Origin of the sequence: Vibrio sp. 10N.247.311.14, assembly GCF_041467715.1 — a bacterium.
Taxonomy (GTDB): domain Bacteria; phylum Pseudomonadota; class Gammaproteobacteria; order Enterobacterales; family Vibrionaceae; genus Vibrio; species Vibrio crassostreae_C.
The window spans coordinates 1-17,128 of sequence record NZ_JBFSVE010000039.1 but is presented as its reverse complement, the minus strand read 5'-3'; the positions used below and the strand labels follow the sequence as shown (position 1 = coordinate 17,128).

The window sequence follows — 17,128 nt, the reverse complement described above, 5'->3', positions numbered from 1 at the left end:
TAAATGCTTTTGCGAAATTTTAAAGCTCGGGTTAGCTTGGTAGTGTTGGCGATATCTTACATTGGCTTGAGTGTTTTGCTGCATAATCCACAATTTACATCTACTCTACTCACGACAGTAAAAGGTATTTTAAAAAATATGGAAGACACATCTAACCTGATTGCTTGGTTATCAGTAACAGGAACATTTCTCGCAAGTTTTGGTGCAATAGCTTCAGCAGTTGCAACGAAGAAAGCATCAGATATGGCAAAATCATCAAGAGATATTGCTAAGAGTGCTTTGAATTTTCAGTACCATGACTCAATTAAAGAGTCTGTTGAATTAGTTGTAGCGACCTTGATCTCAGAAAAAATGATCAATGTGACCCCCATAGAAAATATTTCTGTTCATAATAAAAATTACTCGCTGTCATTAAAGAGAACAGATTGGATTTTTGCTGCTCAAGAGGTTAAAAGCATAATTGAACAGATCAAAGATCTTGCTATTAATGAGAGTGATGAAAAGCGCTTGATGGAGCGCTATGGTCGAATGCTGGAAATGAAATTGTCAGTAGTTAATGGTAGAAAAGGTAGCACATTATTTACTAGTGGAAAGCCTAATAATAGTTACATATACACTAAGATTGATCAATCACAGGTAAGTATCAGAGACGAGGATATGTTTGTTGTTTACTTGTTCACTGAGGAATACAGTGCATACATCGTTGGTTCTGGGCAATACCCGACACCGAACATTTGTAACTACTTTAATGAGTCAAGTAACTTAAGCCTATCATAGTTATTGATCTGCTCCAGCAATACTGGACAATCATCTAGGCGAGTTGAAATATCTATACTTCAACTAATTCATTTTTTTCTAAATTAGTAATTGCGCTAAAACGGAATTGTCCAAAAGCTTCTCAGACTGAATTTTTACTTATGCTACTTTCTAGCTCGAAAGTGACCAAAAACGTTTTAGTTAAATCTATTAATAGCGCAGATAAAGTGGTGCAATAACTTACTTTTTCTATCCCTACAACATCTACAAGTCTGTAGGTTTTATCAAAGTTAGTCTGCCGAACCACAAAAAACAGAGCTAAGAGATTGTAAAGATAGCTTTATGAACTTCTCACCCATATCGTCATCAATGGTGTATTTAGTCTGTTCTTTTCCATCAACTTCAACCTTTTCATCTAGGATAGTGCTGTGGAACAGTGAATTTGGCCACTAAGTTAGAGATTTGTAGGTGTTTTAGGTAACCCGTTAAATGCTAATTTAGTAAACGTCTAGCTCAATCCTGTCCTATCCTGTCCTGTCCTGTCCAAAGGTATACCAGAGCCGATCATGGCCAATATACCTTTGTATTTAGACAGCTTAATTCCGTTCATTCCCGTGTAACTAAATCAAGCGGCAAGTATTTTTGCTTTTATATTTATTTAGCAGAATCGGCAAATAGGTGTTTCTCAGGCTAGTATGACTCGGTGCGATGATAACCCTCCCCATCAAATCCTTAGTGCCTACAATGTGCACCTCAGCCTCAGCCCTCGTTATAGCTGTATATAGCCATGCACGATCAAGCATTTTAGAGTTCTGAAGCGCAATGATAACTCGTGGAAATTGACTGCCCTGAGCTTTGTGTAAAGTAATAGCGTACCCCAAACGTAACTGGTCAATAATTAAATTATCAACATCCAACGTTTTGCCATTATCAAGGGTGATCACACCGAGGCGACTCTCCGTTCTCTCAATGTCGGTTAACTCCCCTAACAGCCCGTTCTGTACGCCTCTTATGTGGTCATTTTTGGTAAACAGCACCTGATCGCCTTTGCGCATCTTTGTGTACCATTCATCCAAACCATCAGAAAACATAATTGGCTCTCCAGTGCGATTGATACGCCATTGAACCAACTCATTAACTCGATCTACCAACCTGTTTGTAGGTGCCATTATGCGCGAGTTGTCAGGAGACCCTGCATATAACTCCTGACATATTTCAGCCAAACTATCCTGATCCTCTGCTTCATGAAAGCTTATAGCACCTGAAGACAGGTTTTGAGGAACAACCCCATTGTTCACCAACCTTGAATATTCAGGAATGCCGCTGGAGCCTTCTTGGCGCTTCACTATATCTAATGTTGTATTGATTATGACTCCACTCGCAATAACATCAGCTAGTATACGCCCGGCACCAATAGGCGGTAGTTGGTTAGGATCGCCAACTAGTAAGATCCTAACATTGGGAGCAATGTGTGTAATGATTCGGTACATCAATGGCAAATCAACCATGGATGCCTCGTCAACAACCACAAGTTGCCTACTCTCAGTTATTGTCTCATCACGCAAAAACGCAGCAATTGTTTTAGTACCAAAGCCGATACTTTCATGTAAACGCATGGCTGCACGACCGCTAAGAGCTAGGGCATGAATGGTATAACCTAGCTCATAAAAACTACGTAATGCGGTTCTAAGAACTGTCGTCTTACCCGTACCTGCTCCTCCTGTAATACAGGCCACGGCGTTATCTAGTGAATAAATAACTGCTTCACATTGACGCTGGGTCAACTCATACGGCAATTCATTTTTCGCCTTAACAAAAGCGGCATTAGCCTCTTCAGTGTAAAGATTATTAACATTCGACAACGCAACCAAGCGCCTAGCAACTACAGCTTCCATCAACAACTGCCCTGTCGGATGGTAAGTCATTGTTTCGCTGTTGAAGGCAAACCTCGTTTTATCCTCTCCTAGCTTTAACGCAAGGGAGGTTAAATTAGCATCCTTTAAAATGGAGTTGATGGCCTTGCGCAGAGTTGGTTTGTCAGCACATGTATGTCCCTTGGATACTTCTTTTTGCATCGCGGCTTCGACGGCTGCGATTAAACGCCTTTCGTCCGTGCGTACTATGGAGAACCGCTCCATAGCCAAAGCATCTGTTTCGTTGAATCCGAGACCAAATGTCATCAACCTGTATGGATCGAGCTTAATGGCATCAATCGATGCTCTACCGTGGGACTTAAACAACCTTTGTTGAACATCGTATGGTATATTATGCTCCGACATCCAATTTGCAGATTTTAAATTGGCATATTTTTCATAGCCAAGGTACATAGCATCAATAGCAGCAGGGGTTAACTCTTCAGACAACTCTAAACGATGCTGCTCAGTGTCCTCGGATAGTAGGGTGTAAATGCGTTTTTGAAACCTTGCCCATAATCTGCGAGCTTTTATTTCTCCGACATCTTTGAAATCTTTTTGCTTTGCAATGAATCTGACAAAAGCCTCAGAAGAATTAGGCATCAGGCACTTTAGTGTCGCATTACTGTACCTATAGTCATCCATGACATAGTCATCCTGCGTCACCTTAGTAATATCCCTTATGCCATTAACCTCCCAGTGTTGTCCAATGGAGGGTTTTACAGGGAGATCGGTAGGATTAATACCAAGGCTAACAATGTACTTACCATCGTTTTTCTTGTAGCTATCCCTTGCTATTGGGACACCCTTAAGTACCATGTAACTACTGGTTTTAATGAAGAAGCTGGTTAACCTAAACTGCTCAGTTGTATATTTTCGATTCGTCGGCTTTTTTGTCATCGCGGTATCATCCCTAGCTCAGATACGACTTCGGATAACTCCTTAAATCGACTCAACTCCTGCTCCAGCACTGCATTCCTAGCTCTTAAGTCCATAACCTCTCTCTCAAGAGCTTGTAAACGATTTCCCTGCATTACAGCCTTATTACCATCACCGTTATACATTTTCGCGCTTGTGTCACCACGCTTTGCCTTCCCTTCATCTGAAAGAGGCGGTAACACCTTTCGCTCACGTAAATCGTCTTCCAGCTCTTTTAAGAGTTTTGCAAGGTCGGGGTTTTGCCTTAAAGCAGGACGCCCACAATCAATGGCCTTACAGATTTCACCACGGCTTAAGTTGCCTCGATAAATAATCTGGGTGAAACTGTCGTCATTTTGTGTTGCTATCCATGCCTTAAAGGCCGCCACTGTTGCCTTGCCTTTATCGCGCCCATTACTCATGACTATTGGCCTCCAGTTTTGCGTTTGAGCTCTACCAGCGGCTTTTGTAGCATTTCAATGGCATCATCAAGGCTCTCCATTCTAACGCCATTCTTATAGGCGTTATGCTGCCAAAGTATAAAACGTTGCTTGTATGCATTGTTCAGTACAGTTAATCGAGCCACCTCAGCTTCTAGAGCCCTAACCTTGCCCTGAAGGTAGTCGACATCCACTTTAACAGTAGGAGCAGCATCAGGAGCCACAGGGTGCCTTAGGGCATCCTTTTTATCCGTGTATGCCTCCTGTATTTGTTTGTATGAAGACAATGACTGTCTCTGCACTCCGCCTTTAATTCCTAGCAGGTCAGCTACACGCTCACACAATAGAGGCCAAGTTAACTTACCTTCCCATGTATTAATTACGTCCAATATTGTAGGTAGAGTCTCAGGGGTGATTACAATTTTAGGCATTAAAAATCCTCCATTATGTCGAACAAATCAGATACCTCATCGGCTAATCCCAGCTCTTCGTCGTTGGTTTCTGGTGCTGTCCCCTCTAACACTAAGCCGTCTGTTTGTATGCCAATTGTCTCTGGTGACTCGATATCAACACCAAAGCCCTTCTCGCGTAAAGCCTCTTTCACTGGTGATGGGTCATATTCTTCAGGTATGCGAACGGGTGTACCGTCAGGTGTATTCTCATCCTCTAGAATTCTGATTTTTGTGCGAATATGCGAAAGACGCCAGCCGTGTGCTGATATCCAGCGGTCGGCACCAAACACCCCCATTTCGCGGCTATCCTGAGATTTCTTCAATTGTGAAGCCACTTCTATTTCGCGTTTTTTTAAGTTATCAAGTGAGTTTTCCATGCCCTTTATACAAACCAACTCCTTGCAAGTTTCACAGTCCCCATTACTAGTACATGGCAACATAGAAAAATCGTGCTCACAAACCCCTAACTCTGTCACTATCGCGCAACCAGCCAAGTCCTTACCGATATCCTCATACGACACAGGAAGGTTTAATTTTATTTTATCCAGTGGTGTTAAATGCTCACTATCCAGCAGCATTGCCATTTCATCACTTTTCTCTTCTTCTGTTCGGTGGTCATAGCTTTTATTATCGCTAACCTTGGCTCGGCCAGCCCAGTTAGCCAGAGTAAGCTCATCCATTCCTCCCCGCTCGCACATTGTGCTTAGCCAGTGCCGTGCGTTGTGGGATGGGATTTGAATAGGTAAATCATCAGGTTTGCTGACTTCAAACTTACTCCACAGAGACCTGCCATCGCGGGATTCTCTTTGAATAAATCTGTCATTAATCTGATTGACTGTTGGCAGTAAAGAAGAGAAGCCACGAGGCTTAAACTTGTTGTGAAACTCATTTTCCCGATGTAAAAATAGGCAATCAGAAACCTTAACGTGTTTAGCTTTGTCGGCATAAGGCCATTTCTTGAATTTCTTTCTCAACCTCGAATATTCATACTTTCCTAGCGCCTCGTAAGTGACAACGCCATCATTCTCCTCAAGAATATTTATTAGCCACTTTGGTGTCGGTGCCTTCAAAGTTAAGCCTTTCAAATTCACTGACATTGCCGCATTGAACTGCTCTAACGACAAAGAGGACGTATCACTAAAACCTTCAGGGGTAATACACCCGGAATGCCGCATGAACTTGTTAGGTTGATCCTCCGCGAATAGCGCAGCCTCTCGTGCCTTCTCACCAATGCGCTTTAAGCGCTTGATGGCTTCAATAGCAACATCCTGCATTACTGTCGGAATCCACTTAACGCCCACCTTACCTTTTTTCGCTGGAACCCACTGTAAGCCAAGTTTTAAATCACCCGCTCGGTTCTCTTCCCACACTTCGCAATTTACAGGCAGTACAGTAGGCTCTGAACAGCGTGCAGGCGCACACATCAGCAATGCCATGACTGCTGTGTAGTATTCAACTTCCACTCCAAGTTCGGGAGCATTACTGAATAACTGGGCAACCAGCATCATATCGTCGTCATCAGGTAATTTGTCAGCGCGGTGTTCCTTGCCTTCATCGTCGAGCGCAACATTCAGATCCTTCTTTTTGCCGTAAGGGTTTGACCACTCAGGCAAACTAGGTGTAATTAAGTTACTTCGACAGAAGTCCAGCAACAGTTGTATTTGGTAGCCCGCCTTATTTAATGCGGTAGCATTACTAAGTCGTTTCTTGCAAAATTCATCCAACCTCCCCAGAACTACACCATCGAGATTTAAAATGTCAGCAGTGCCTGTCGCCTCTAAAAGAGCCTCTTCGAGAATGCGAATTGCCTCAAAATGACGCTGTAGATTAGTCACTGGCTTATGAGAATAAGTGTACTTAATATATGCTTTAGCAAAATCCAAGAAAGGTGAGGCAAGGGGTTGATAGGTATAACTATTTGATGGCTCCCTGTTGGTCGAGAAACGCGCCACTACAGTCCTAGTACCTTTAACTGTGTCCCATTTATTCTCATGCCATTTATCCAAGCCAAACACAGATAGTTGCTTGCTCTTGTTGATGAAGCGCTCAAGGTTAGCTTCTGCGGTAAGTTCTGCTTTGGGTTTAAACAGAAATACATTTTCACTCATAATCACTTACCTTCTTTCTGCGCATTCATTTCGGCACACTTCTGCACGACCCACTCAACAGCAAGAATCAACCGATCCTTTGTCGATGCGTACTCTTCGCTTTTTGTTTCTTTGAGCCGCTTTTCTTTTTCGGCATACAGCATATTGAGAAATTTTTCATGAGGGGCATCAGCAAGAGGTCTGAACTTGTGGCAAAGGTAGCAAGCCTCATACCCTTTAACACAAAAATCATTCGTTCCACATGCGCCCACAACCTCGTTATCAACATCTGGGATATGTGCAGTTGGATCATCGCCACGTTCGCCATCAGCGGCCTTCATGATGATTTTCCCCATGAAAGCATTTGCAAATGGGGCTAATTGCTTGCCTACTGCCTTATCAATATAAGCAACTGTTTCAGCAGTATTTTCAGTATAAACCTTCACGTTTTGCGTATCAGACTGATCAAGAGCTTCGGCGATGATATGAGCGCCTAGCCCTTTGCGCCCAAGGTTTGTAGCGCGGGTATGACGGAAACGACGTGCAGTTACATGAATGACATCTCCCGTTCGTTCAGATATAGCCACCTGCTTAACTTTAAAGTTATGCATGTATCTTTCACGCAGTTGTACTTCTGACAAATGGAGAACATCGGCACGAAGAAGATCAAGTGACATATCCATCCCTTGCTGCTTAAAGTCATCAGTCATTTTCCAATCAATAAAAAGTGGCACTAATTTTAGCTGTTGAGGAGAAAGCTCAACATCAAATAATGCTTCTAACTTTTGAGTTTCAGCCTCAACCAAGTTTTTCAAGGTTAAGTATAAATCTTCAGTTATCGATAACTTCTTAAACTCAACACGAAAGCCCCCGCCACGCTGCTTGGCTCGTGGGATATTAAGATAGAAGTTTGTAGCTTGAGACTCAGAGTTGTAATCTCGAATCACATCACAGGCTTTTAACTGTCGAATTTGGATTGGTCGTCTGGCTGTAGCTTGAAGCACACTAATATAGCTATACCCAGCAAGGGGAATCTCGTCGTCTCTAAACAAACGGATCAGCTCTTGATTAAGGGCAAGAACCTCGTTTGGAGTAAAAGCCCCTGAGTAAGGGCAACGATTAGCTACCGCAACACCTTTGCTATTCCCTGATAACGTCAAGCCTTCAAGTAGTCGCACGACATCGGCTGGTACACCGTAATATCCATAATCATGCCAGCTAATTAAAAAACCACGCAACGCCCCTAGATACCACTCGTGCTCGTCATCAAGCATTGCTCGCCAATTTAAAATCGTGGCGTCATCGATAGAGGTTGCTTTTGTGTCTCTAATCATACGTTGGAAACGCAAGTACATATTATTGGAATGAGATGCTGACAACTCCATCGCATAATTCGCTAGTGTTTTTTTAAATCCATTAAGCAACTTAGGCTCTAACGCTAGGATGTCTGGCTGGAATGATACGGTCACCCCTTTGTTCAACCGCCAAGTATCCGCATCAATATCAAAGCTGTAGCCATCTTTAGATACATACGCCTGAGATCCAGCACTTGGGGAAGTTACCAATTGTTTTGAATCAAAAGCCAAATTACTCATGAGCCATTACCTTCCTTATTTTTTAACTCTTTAACTTTACGCTCTAGCTCTTCCTGCTCTTCTAGTGCTACTTCATTAGCTCTTTTCTTCACATGTCGTCTGTTATAAACAGCGTGGCTTTTCTCACTAGAATGCCCCAGACTGTGCTGCCTCATCTTGGATTCCTTTTCAGGCTCAATTCGTTTGTGTTCTGTTGAACCCGCATCTGCCAACTCATTAATTGCGTCAACCTTCTTCGAGAAGACTTCGTTCCAATCATGACGAAAGTAATGAGCATAAATATCATCAAATTTAGGGTCTACACGCTTCATCATTGGGATGATCACAGTATCAAACGTACTCACGCTTATCGGTTGACCTTGCGTAGTGCACTTGTGATGAGTAACGAAAAGGAATGGGTGTTTATTGGCGTTAGGAGTGTTAAAGCGATATTTACAAATATATTCATCAATTAGGATTGCCACATCTTTCTTGATGCGTAGCATGCGTTCTTTAGTTTTAGCCACTGGTTGTGCTTTTCTAGGGTCAAATTCACTGTCGTGCTCGCGCCTAACCCAGATGTAAGGCTTGTCCCCAACCAGTCTCATATGACCATTATTTATCGTAAGTGACAGCAACTCACCACGACGTAGACCTAGTTCCTTTAAAAGCAAAAACATCAGGTGATTACGTCGTTTTGTCACCTCATGCTTGAACGGATTTAAAGGGCTGTCGTAATGAGCAACCTCCAAAAACTCCTTTACAAGTCCATCTGTTAGGGTCTTGCCATCGTGGTTATCGATAACGTTTTTACCTTTACCTTTTGGTCTATGAGCTTTAAAGCGCTTAGTCATTGACTTAATAGATCTAGTTAGCTTCTCGTTATTTTGAGATTGAACAGCTACCTTAGCGATGAAGTCTAAGTATTCAGCCACTGATGTCATGCGGTTGTAGTGATGGTTCCTGCCTACGGTGGGAGTGATTTCGATGCCTGATATAGCGTCATCAATACTCACTACTTTATTTCGAATATTCTTTTTTTTAGATATACCCTTAATACGTGCTACATCCATAGCTAAGTGGGACTTGATATTTTCAATATCTTTATCGCTCAGGAACTGCCCTTTCTGAAACTCAGAATAAAAATCCCGCTCTTGGTCTTCTTCCCACTTAAAGAGCCACTTCAAAGCTCCAAGACGGTTTACCATTGTATTTACCGCCATACTTGAACGTAGCTTAGTGGTAACCCAAAGTGTTGTATAAAAGTGAGGCATTCCGTCGCTACCCATGAGTATCGGGTAACGCTCTCCGTGATCAAAAATCAAGGTCTCTACTTTGTATTCCATGTTGATGTTTACCCTCATTTATACTTTTTATTTTTACACTTTATTTATACATAAACTCTAGTAACTCTCAGGGGTGGTGTCAACAAAAATGTCAGAAATAAAAAAACCCAGCATTTCTGCTGGGTTACGGGGTGCTTTTCTGTTTGAAAAGCGCTTATTCTTACACTTTTAAGTTATACGGGATCTAAAATGGGATGTCATCATCAAAATCCATTGGCGGCTCATTATATTGAGGTTGAGCCTGCTGAGGAGCTTGTTGAGGTGCTTTTGGCTGCTGTTGAGCGGGAGCACTGTATTGTTGTTGCTGTTGTTGTTGTGGCTGCTGTGGCTGACCCCAACCACCTTGCTGTTGGTTGTTGTTACCCATGCCACCTTGAGCAGGAGCACCACCTTGAGCACGGCCGCCAAGCATTTGCATTACACCATTGAAGCCTTGAACAACCACTTCAGTTGTGTAGCGATCTTGACCGCTTTGATCTTGCCATTTACGAGTTTGAAGTTGACCTTCAATGTAAACTTGAGAACCTTTACGTAGGTACTCACCAGCAACTTCCGCAAGCTTGCCAAACAGAGCAACACGGTGCCATTCTGTTTTTTCACGCTGCTCGCCAGTTGCTTTATCACGCCATGACTCTGACGTTGCAATGGTAATGTTCGCTACTGCGCCGCCATTTGGCATGTAACGAATTTCAGGGTCATTACCTAGGTTACCCACTAATATAACTTTGTTAACTCCACGGCTAGCCATGATTTGCTCCGTCTAAATTCATAGTCTCAGAAAATTTTAGCGCACAAGAATAGCATGCTTTTCTGCAGTGATAAATCGCATTCCTATTCTCTCCTCACTACAAAGAATAAAAACGTAACAAATCATGATATTCAGAGCGATGTTGCTTTTTTCTCCACTTACAAACCACTCATTTACTTTGATAATTGATATTCAACGCAAGTCACTATCAAGGCGCTAGAGAAGCTAAAGCCTGCATGACAACGTGGAATCTAATCCCACTCAAACAGGACGTTTCAATGAGAAAATCAAGATACGCTCGCACTTTACACTTTCTGTGCATCGACCCAAACGATACCTATCTACATGTAAAAGAGATAGAAAAGCATTTATCTATTGTTCTCTACAAAATGACACCCGACGAATTAATGCTAGTTGATAGAAAGCAGAGTAACCGGATCTTGCTCGTCGATTACAGAGAGGTACCACAACTACTGATTATTTGTCCTAACCTGACTGTTATGTGGAAAAATCACGAAATCATTTTATTCAATGTCCCCCAGCAACTTCCAACCTCAGAGCTTCTTACCTATGGGGTACTAAAAGGACTCTTTTACAACACTGAACAAAAGGACAAGATTGCTCGTGGTCTTCAAGAAGTCATTGATGGCGATAACTGGCTGCCAAGGAAGGTAACCAATCAACTGTTGTTTTATTATCGCAATATGGTCAATACCAACACCACACCAACCAATGTTGATTTAACCATTCGTGAGATCCAGGTGATTCGCTGTCTTCAATCCGGGTCTTCAAACACACAAATCGCCGATGACTTGTTTATTAGTGAGTTCACGGTTAAATCTCACCTCTATCAAATATTCCGTAAGCTTGCGGTAAAAAATAGAGTTCAAGCGATAGCATGGGCAAACCAGAACCTGCTTGCATAATCGACCCACCTCTTAGTCTGACGATAATTTTGAGGGAAGCTCTAGTAAACCATGGCTATTGTTGCTGAATTTTCGACATAACTTATGCTAGAGTTGCCCTCAGAAATATCAACCACTCAGGTTGAATCAATAATTATTATAGATAAAGGGTCTTATCATGATCAAAAAGTGCCTTTTCCCGGCAGCTGGCTACGGTACACGTTTTTTACCTGCAACCAAGTCAATGCCTAAAGAAATGATGCCTGTAGTAAACAAACCTCTGATTGAATACGGTGTAGAGGAAGCTATCGAGGCTGGTATGGATGGAATGTGCATCGTTACTGGACGTGGTAAGCACTCGATCATGGATCACTTTGATAAAAACTACGAGCTTGAGCACCAGATTAGCGGCACCAATAAAGAAGACCTATTGGTTAATATCCGTGAAACGATTGAAGCGGCAAACTTCACCTACATTCGTCAACGTGAGATGAAAGGCCTTGGCCATGCTATTTTAACGGGTCGCGAACTTGTAGGCGATGAACCGTTCGCAGTAGTACTTGCTGATGACCTTTGTGTGAACGAGCAACAAGGTGTGCTAGCTCAGATGGTTGCGCTATACAAACAGTTCCGCTGTTCTATTGTTGCTGTACAAGAAGTTCCAGAAGAAGAGACTCACAAGTACGGTGTTATCTCTGGCGAAATGATCAAAGATGACCTTTTCCGAGTTGATGACATGGTAGAGAAGCCAGAGCAAGGTACAGCACCAAGCAACCTAGCGATCATTGGTCGTTATATTCTGACTCCAGATATCTTTGAATTAATCGAGCAGACAGAACCAGGTAAAGGCGGCGAAATCCAGATCACTGATGCATTGCTAAAACAGGCAAAAGCAGGCTGTGTATTGGCTTACAAATTTAAAGGCCAACGTTTTGACTGTGGTAGTGTTGAAGGCTATATCGAAGCAACAAACTACTGCTTCGAAAACCTATACAAGAAAGACCAGCAGCAAATCGAGCTAGGTAAACACTCGACCAAGAAAGAAGCATAACGACTGGTTAATCACTAACGTTACTGATTTTAGAAAGGGCGACTCTTTGAGTCGCCCTTTTTGTTTACTGTTTTTTTATCCAGTAAAACTTTGCACAAATCTCACTCTATGTAATACTTTAGCCACTTAAAATTACATGGTCTATTGAGATGGATAAAATAGAAATTAGAGGCGCTCGTACGCATAACCTCAAAGACGTCAACCTAACCATTCCACGTGACAAACTGACTGTCATCACCGGATTATCGGGTTCAGGAAAGTCGTCACTTGCGTTTGACACACTCTACGCAGAAGGTCAGCGTCGTTATGTTGAATCTCTGTCTGCTTACGCTCGTCAATTTCTATCTCTTATGGAAAAGCCTGATGTCGACCATATTGAAGGTCTGTCTCCAGCTATCTCAATAGAACAAAAATCGACTTCACATAACCCTCGCTCAACCGTCGGTACCATTACCGAAGTCTATGATTACCTCAGATTATTGTATGCGCGAGTAGGCGAACCTCGCTGTCCAGACCACAACATCCCTCTAGCAGCACAAACCATCAGTCAAATGGTGGATAAGGTCTTAGAACTGCCTGAAGGCTCAAAGATGATGTTGATGGCACCGATTATCAAAGAGCGCAAAGGTGAGCATGTTAAAACACTGGAAAACTTAGCTGCGCAAGGCTTTATCCGAGCCCGAATTGATGGTGAAACCTGTGATCTATCCGATCCACCAGCACTTGAACTTCATAAGAAGCACACCATTGAAGTTGTGGTAGACAGATTCAAGGTTCGTCCTGATCTTCAACAGCGTTTAGCCGAGTCATTCGAGACCACATTAGAGCTCTCTGGCGGTATCGCTGTCGTCGGCTGGATGGACGAAACGGATCAAGAAGAGATCGTATTCTCTGCTAACTTCGCTTGTCCTAAATGTGGTTACAGCATGCAAGAGCTTGAGCCTCGCCTGTTCTCATTTAATAACCCGGCAGGAGCATGTGGTACGTGTGATGGTCTTGGTGTTCAACAGTATTTTGATCCAAGCCGAGTGATTTTAGATGAGAACCTAAGCATTGCTGAAGGTGCGATAAAAGGTTGGGATCAAAAGAACTACTACTATTTCCAGATGCTAACGTCGCTGTCAGAACATTATGGTTTTGATCTGTATGCGCCATTTAATTCTCTACCGAAAAAGACTCAAGAGATCATTCTAAAAGGATCAGGTCGAACTGAAGTGGAATTCAAGTACATCAATGACCGAGGTGATATTCGAGTTAAGCGTCATCCATTCGAGGGCATTTTAAATACCTTAGAGCGCCGTTACCGTGATACTGAATCTAGCGCGGTGCGTGAAGACCTTGCCAAATACATCTCAACCAAATCGTGCTCTAGCTGTGATGGCACTCGCCTGAGATTAGAAGCTCGTAATGTTTTCATTGGTGATACAACACTTCCGGAAATCGTTGAACTTAGCATTGCTGACGCACTACAATTTTTCCAAGAATTGAAGCTAGACGGTCAACGTGGGCAGATCGCAGATAAAGTGATGAAAGAGATCAATGATCGTCTGCATTTCTTAGTCAACGTTGGTTTGAACTACCTTAACCTATCACGCAGTGCTGAAACGCTGTCTGGTGGTGAGGCGCAACGTATTCGTTTGGCGAGCCAAATCGGTGCCGGTTTAGTTGGCGTTATGTATGTACTTGATGAGCCATCAATTGGTCTCCACCAGCGCGATAATGAACGTCTATTGCAAACCTTAATTCACCTGAGAGACTTAGGTAATACGGTACTTGTTGTGGAACATGACGAAGATGCAATTCGTTGTGCTGACCATGTTATCGATATCGGTCCAGGAGCAGGGGTGCACGGTGGTCACGTGGTGGCAGAAGGTACCATGCAAGACATCATCGAAAACCCGAACTCTTTGACAGGCCAATACCTGAGCGGTGCTAAAGAAATTGCAGTGCCTGAAAAGAGAACGCCTATCGACAAGAAAAAGGTCGTCGAGATCGTTGGCGCAACGGGGAACAACCTAAAGAATGTGACCGCGACAATTCCTGTTGGCTTGTTCAGTTGTATTACGGGCGTATCAGGTTCGGGTAAATCAACGCTTATCAACGATACCTTCTTTAAAGTCGCCCACACTCAATTAAACGGTGCCACGACTGCAGTTCCAGCAAAGCACAAAAAGATTAAAGGGTTAGAACATTTTGATAAGGTAATCGACATAGATCAAAGCCCTATCGGTCGTACACCAAGATCAAACCCTGCGACCTACACAGGGATTTTCACCCCTATTCGTGAACTATTCGCGGGCACTCAGGAATCACGTTCTCGTGGTTACAAGCCAGGTCGATTCAGCTTTAACGTTCGTGGTGGTCGTTGTGAGGCTTGTCAGGGAGACGGCGTAATCAAGGTAGAGATGCACTTCTTACCCGATGTGTATGTGCCTTGTGATGTGTGTAAAGGTAAGCGCTATAACCGTGAGACTCTAGAGGTCCGCTACAAAGGTAAAACCATTGACGAAGTTCTAGAGATGACTGTGGAAGATGCTCGTGAATACTTCAACCCGGTACCTGTTATCGCTCGTAAACTGCAAACTTTAATGGACGTTGGCCTCTCTTACATTCGCTTAGGGCAAGCAGCTACAACCTTATCTGGTGGTGAAGCTCAGCGTGTTAAATTAGCGCGTGAACTGTCTAAACGAGACACGGGAAAAACCTTATACATTCTCGATGAGCCAACAACAGGCCTTCATTTCCACGATATCCAGCAGCTACTGACGGTATTACATAGACTGCGTGATCACGGCAATACAGTTGTCGTGATTGAGCACAACCTAGATGTCGTTAAAACAGCAGACTGGATCCTAGATCTTGGCCCAGAAGGTGGGCAAGGTGGTGGTGAGATTGTTGCAGAGGGTACACCTGAAGATGTGGCGTTAGTCGAAGGTTCACACACTGCTCGCTTCCTTAAGCCTATGTTAAATTTGAAGTAGGTGTAAAATAGCGCCCTGCGGGCAGACAGAAAAATGTTAAAGTAACAGAGCTTGTTTCAGAAGGAACAAGCTCTGTTTTTATAAGGTTAGGGATTTATGGCAACAATACACACTAGCGGTACTCAGCTAGAAAATCAGGTCACTCAGCTACCACTCAACAAAGCATTTCTGGCTTCTTTAGCTGTTGTATTCTTGTTAGCTATGCATTTTTTTATGCCGAATCCTGGTGGTTCGGGCCTTGCTCTATCCTTTAACCCTACCACTTGGCTAGCGCTAAGCTTCACGCTAGCGATTGGCTTTTACCAACTCGCGACCAATCGAGTACTCAAGTATTCCAAATTAACAATTGGCTTGTTGATTAGCTGCATCATACTCACGCTACCCATTTTATACAGCAATGCTGCACCTCAAGGAGCGTCAGGACGCTTGCTTGGATTGTGGGCGGGCTTTGCCTTATTTGTGGTGCTGCAGCAATTTAAGTTCAGCAATAAACACAAGCAACGTATGTTGTGGTTCATTGTACTTGCTGTTGTTATACAAGCACTATTTGGCTATGTGCAATATTTCTTATTAGAACCTGGCAACCTATTTGGCTACAACACTGCTGCAAACCGACCATATGGGATATTTCAACAACCGAATGTAATGGCAAGCTTTCTTGCTACTGGTTTTGTGCTGTCCGCTTACCTTTTAGCAAGGCAGCCGGCTAAATATAACCATAAGATCAGCGAATCATTCCTACTGTATTTAACTCCAACCTTAACCGTGCCCTTGCTGATCATCATTGCATCACGTACCGGATGGTTGGCCGCTGTCATTGGGTTTATCTGCATTCTGCCCTATCTATACAAGTTCTCGACCAAGAAACGCTTCTACGGATGGTGTACATCCGTTACTGTCGGTATCGTGATTGCATTTTCAGTAATCAGCCTTAGCACTACAGATAGCCTAGCAAGTAAAAGAACTAATCTAGAAAGCGCTCGCACTTACACCTTCCCGCAAACATTAGACATGTTGGTAGAGAAACCATTTACTGGTTACGGCTACGGAAAATTTGAATCAGAGTACACTCTGTATACAGCTCGTCAGCACCAACTCAATTCAAACTATCATCCGGGGCTTCCGGCAATGGATCACCCTCACAATGAGTTTCTATTCTGGGGAGTTGAGGGCGGTATTGTACCTATCATAGGAATATTGATTGCCGCAGTATTAGTATTGTCGCGTATCTCGAGCTCAGCGAAAGGAACACGCTTAGCTTTACTGGCGCTATTCATACCGATACTTTTACACTCTCAACTTGAGTATCCTTTTTACCACTCGGCGATTCACTGGATAACATTCATTATATTGATTTACTGGGTAGATCAGCGCTCTTCCCGACATTATCAACAGTCGTTCAGTATCATCAGCAAGACCCTATTTAGAGTGTTGAGCTTAGTGCTCCCTATTTTGGTCAGTTTTTATATGTTGAGCGCCCTGCACACCAACTATGTACTGACTAAGTTTGAACTGTCTAAGCCGAAAAATCCGGACATTCTTAAGCAGGTAACGAACCCAGTAGTGTGGAAAGATCGCTACGATTGGGATATATACAGCACTTACCTTAATATCGGCCTCTACAAAGCCGACCCGAGCCTTATACAGCCTTACATCGATTGGTCACTGGAGATCATAAAGAGTAAACCAAGACCGGCTTTCTACAGCAATCTGATTCTGGCGTATCAAGGCCTAGGAGAAGAAAGTAAAGCAGAGCAAATTCGTAGCGAAGCGAACTTTTTATTCCCTAACAGAGACTTTTCAAAGGTTCAGTATAAGAAAGTGTCACAAGCAGAAGATAACGTTTCGTCTGCAGAATAGCTGAGAGTTTACGAGATATTAACTCGTAGTATTACTTTTAGAGCAATCGAGTAGGAGGAGGCCTCACGGCCTCCGTCCTCTCACACCACCGTACAAG

Annotated in this window: 12 protein-coding genes; 5 read left to right on the top strand and 7 right to left on the bottom strand. The window is 43.1% G+C overall.

Features of this window, described 5'->3' with window-relative positions:
- Positions 1-138 precede the first annotated feature (138 nt).
- The gene (locus AB6F11_RS14760) at positions 139-777 is read left to right on the top strand and encodes a hypothetical protein (protein WP_104216334.1); all 639 of its coding nucleotides are present in this window, start codon (positions 139-141) and stop codon (positions 775-777) included.
- A 599-nt stretch (positions 778-1,376) separates the two neighbouring features.
- Here the strand turns inward: AB6F11_RS14760 and AB6F11_RS14755 are convergent.
- From AB6F11_RS14755 to AB6F11_RS14725, 7 genes are all read right to left on the bottom strand, one after another.
- The gene (locus tag AB6F11_RS14755; RefSeq protein ID WP_372179580.1) at positions 1,377-3,569 is read right to left on the bottom strand and encodes an ATP-dependent RecD-like DNA helicase; all 2,193 of its coding nucleotides are present in this window, start codon (positions 3,567-3,569) and stop codon (positions 1,377-1,379) included.
- Entirely contained in the window at positions 3,566-4,009 is a 444-nt protein-coding gene (locus AB6F11_RS14750; RefSeq protein WP_050052718.1) for a VPA1267 family protein, read from the bottom strand. Before AB6F11_RS14750 ends, AB6F11_RS14755 begins: the two co-directional genes overlap by 4 nt.
- 2 nt (positions 4,010-4,011) lie before the next feature.
- Positions 4,012-4,458: a hypothetical protein gene (locus AB6F11_RS14745; protein ID WP_104216332.1), complete on the bottom strand. Its 447-nt coding sequence runs from the start codon at positions 4,456-4,458 to the stop codon at positions 4,012-4,014.
- Positions 4,458-6,587 (bottom strand): integrase, encoded by a 2,130-nt coding sequence (locus AB6F11_RS14740; protein WP_104216331.1) that lies wholly within the window; start codon positions 6,585-6,587, stop codon positions 4,458-4,460. Before AB6F11_RS14740 ends, AB6F11_RS14745 begins: the two co-directional genes overlap by 1 nt.
- 2 nt (positions 6,588-6,589) lie before the next feature.
- Positions 6,590-8,161: a site-specific integrase gene (locus AB6F11_RS14735; RefSeq protein ID WP_198600177.1), complete on the bottom strand. Its 1,572-nt coding sequence runs from the start codon at positions 8,159-8,161 to the stop codon at positions 6,590-6,592.
- Complete coding sequence (locus tag AB6F11_RS14730) at positions 8,158-9,486, bottom strand: site-specific integrase (RefSeq protein WP_104216330.1); 1,329 nt, start codon at positions 9,484-9,486, stop codon at positions 8,158-8,160. Before AB6F11_RS14730 ends, AB6F11_RS14735 begins: the two co-directional genes overlap by 4 nt.
- Before the next feature lie 184 nt (positions 9,487-9,670).
- A complete protein-coding gene (locus AB6F11_RS14725) occupies positions 9,671-10,234 on the bottom strand; it encodes a single-stranded DNA-binding protein (protein WP_102393517.1) in 564 nt (187 codons plus the stop codon).
- Positions 10,235-10,512: 278 nt separating this feature from the next.
- Between AB6F11_RS14725 and AB6F11_RS14720 the strand changes: the two genes are divergently transcribed.
- From AB6F11_RS14720 to AB6F11_RS14705, 4 genes are all read left to right on the top strand, one after another.
- Positions 10,513-11,160: a LuxR C-terminal-related transcriptional regulator gene (locus AB6F11_RS14720; RefSeq protein WP_029235590.1), complete on the top strand. Its 648-nt coding sequence runs from the start codon at positions 10,513-10,515 to the stop codon at positions 11,158-11,160.
- A 157-nt stretch (positions 11,161-11,317) separates the two neighbouring features.
- Entirely contained in the window at positions 11,318-12,190 is an 873-nt protein-coding gene (gene galU, locus AB6F11_RS14715) for a UTP--glucose-1-phosphate uridylyltransferase GalU (protein ID WP_017061340.1), read from the top strand.
- Positions 12,191-12,339: 149 nt separating this feature from the next.
- Complete coding sequence (gene uvrA / locus AB6F11_RS14710) at positions 12,340-15,171, top strand: excinuclease ABC subunit UvrA (RefSeq protein ID WP_102393518.1); 2,832 nt, start codon at positions 12,340-12,342, stop codon at positions 15,169-15,171.
- A gap of 96 nt (positions 15,172-15,267) precedes the next feature.
- Complete coding sequence (locus AB6F11_RS14705; protein WP_102393519.1) at positions 15,268-17,031, top strand: PglL family O-oligosaccharyltransferase; 1,764 nt, start codon at positions 15,268-15,270, stop codon at positions 17,029-17,031.
- Positions 17,032-17,128: the final 97 nt, after the last annotated feature.

Excerpts from the sequence above, each read along its gene's own strand:
- AB6F11_RS14755 (WP_372179580.1), bottom strand. The coding sequence starts at position 3,569 with ATGACAAAAAAGCCGACGAATCGAAAATATACAACTGAGCAGTTTAGG.
- AB6F11_RS14760 (WP_104216334.1), top strand. The coding sequence starts at position 139 with ATGGAAGACACATCTAACCTGATTGCTTGGTTATCAGTAACAGGAACA.
- AB6F11_RS14740 (WP_104216331.1), bottom strand. The coding sequence starts at position 6,587 with ATGAGTGAAAATGTATTTCTGTTTAAACCCAAAGCAGAACTTACCGCA.
- uvrA (WP_102393518.1), top strand. The coding sequence starts at position 12,340 with ATGGATAAAATAGAAATTAGAGGCGCTCGTACGCATAACCTCAAAGAC.
- AB6F11_RS14730 (WP_104216330.1), bottom strand. The coding sequence starts at position 9,486 with ATGGAATACAAAGTAGAGACCTTGATTTTTGATCACGGAGAGCGTTAC.
- AB6F11_RS14750 (WP_050052718.1), bottom strand. The coding sequence starts at position 4,009 with ATGAGTAATGGGCGCGATAAAGGCAAGGCAACAGTGGCGGCCTTTAAG.
- galU (WP_017061340.1), top strand. The coding sequence starts at position 11,318 with ATGATCAAAAAGTGCCTTTTCCCGGCAGCTGGCTACGGTACACGTTTT.
- AB6F11_RS14720 (WP_029235590.1), top strand. The coding sequence starts at position 10,513 with ATGAGAAAATCAAGATACGCTCGCACTTTACACTTTCTGTGCATCGAC.
- AB6F11_RS14745 (WP_104216332.1), bottom strand. The coding sequence starts at position 4,458 with ATGCCTAAAATTGTAATCACCCCTGAGACTCTACCTACAATATTGGAC.
- AB6F11_RS14735 (WP_198600177.1), bottom strand. The coding sequence starts at position 8,161 with ATGAGTAATTTGGCTTTTGATTCAAAACAATTGGTAACTTCCCCAAGT.
- AB6F11_RS14725 (WP_102393517.1), bottom strand. The coding sequence starts at position 10,234 with ATGGCTAGCCGTGGAGTTAACAAAGTTATATTAGTGGGTAACCTAGGT.
- AB6F11_RS14705 (WP_102393519.1), top strand. The coding sequence starts at position 15,268 with ATGGCAACAATACACACTAGCGGTACTCAGCTAGAAAATCAGGTCACT.